Annotated in this window: 1 protein-coding gene and 1 pseudogene; both read left to right on the top strand. The window is 46.7% G+C overall.

Annotation, left to right across the window (positions count from 1 at the left end; genetic code table 11):
- The coding region (locus CHH91_RS17910; protein ID WP_141234190.1) for a zinc ribbon domain-containing protein at positions 1 to 149 on the top strand (149 nt) is incomplete at its 5' end.
- A 134-nt stretch (positions 150 to 283) separates the two neighbouring features.
- A pseudogene (locus CHH91_RS20325) lies at positions 284 to 415 on the top strand (hypothetical protein); the annotation flags it as partial.

The following is a 415-nucleotide window of genomic DNA, read 5'->3' as shown; positions in this document are numbered from 1 at the left end:
CAAAGACTTGTTCGCAATGTGGCTCCATACAAGAAATGGCATTATCCGCACGTACGTATCAATGTACTTGTGGACTAACTCTTGATAGAGACTACAACTCTGCACTGAACATCAAAAAAGAAGGGATTCGCTTATTAGCCACTGCCTAATGAATCGATAAACTCTTGGAACAAGAGGGTTAGCTTGGTCCATTTCGTCAGCTACCAAAAGTGGCGATTACCCAAGAAGCCCCCACTTCAAGCGACCTGCAAGGGTGATAAGTGGTGGGTAGTTCACAAAACCGCCGCTTCAAGTACAAGTGCACACTGACCGCAAAGATGAAGCAATCGCCCTTCATCGGGCATTAGCCCGTTTAGCAGCAGAAGACCCGTTTTTGCAATATACACAAGACGCGGCTACAGGCGACCACTTTATC

This window comes from Virgibacillus sp. 7505 (genome assembly GCF_002272135.1).
Classification (GTDB): Bacteria; Bacillota; Bacilli; order Bacillales; family Amphibacillaceae; genus Terribacillus.
The sequence above is the reverse complement of the archived record's forward strand: the minus strand, read 5'-3'. Positions and strand labels throughout refer to the sequence as shown.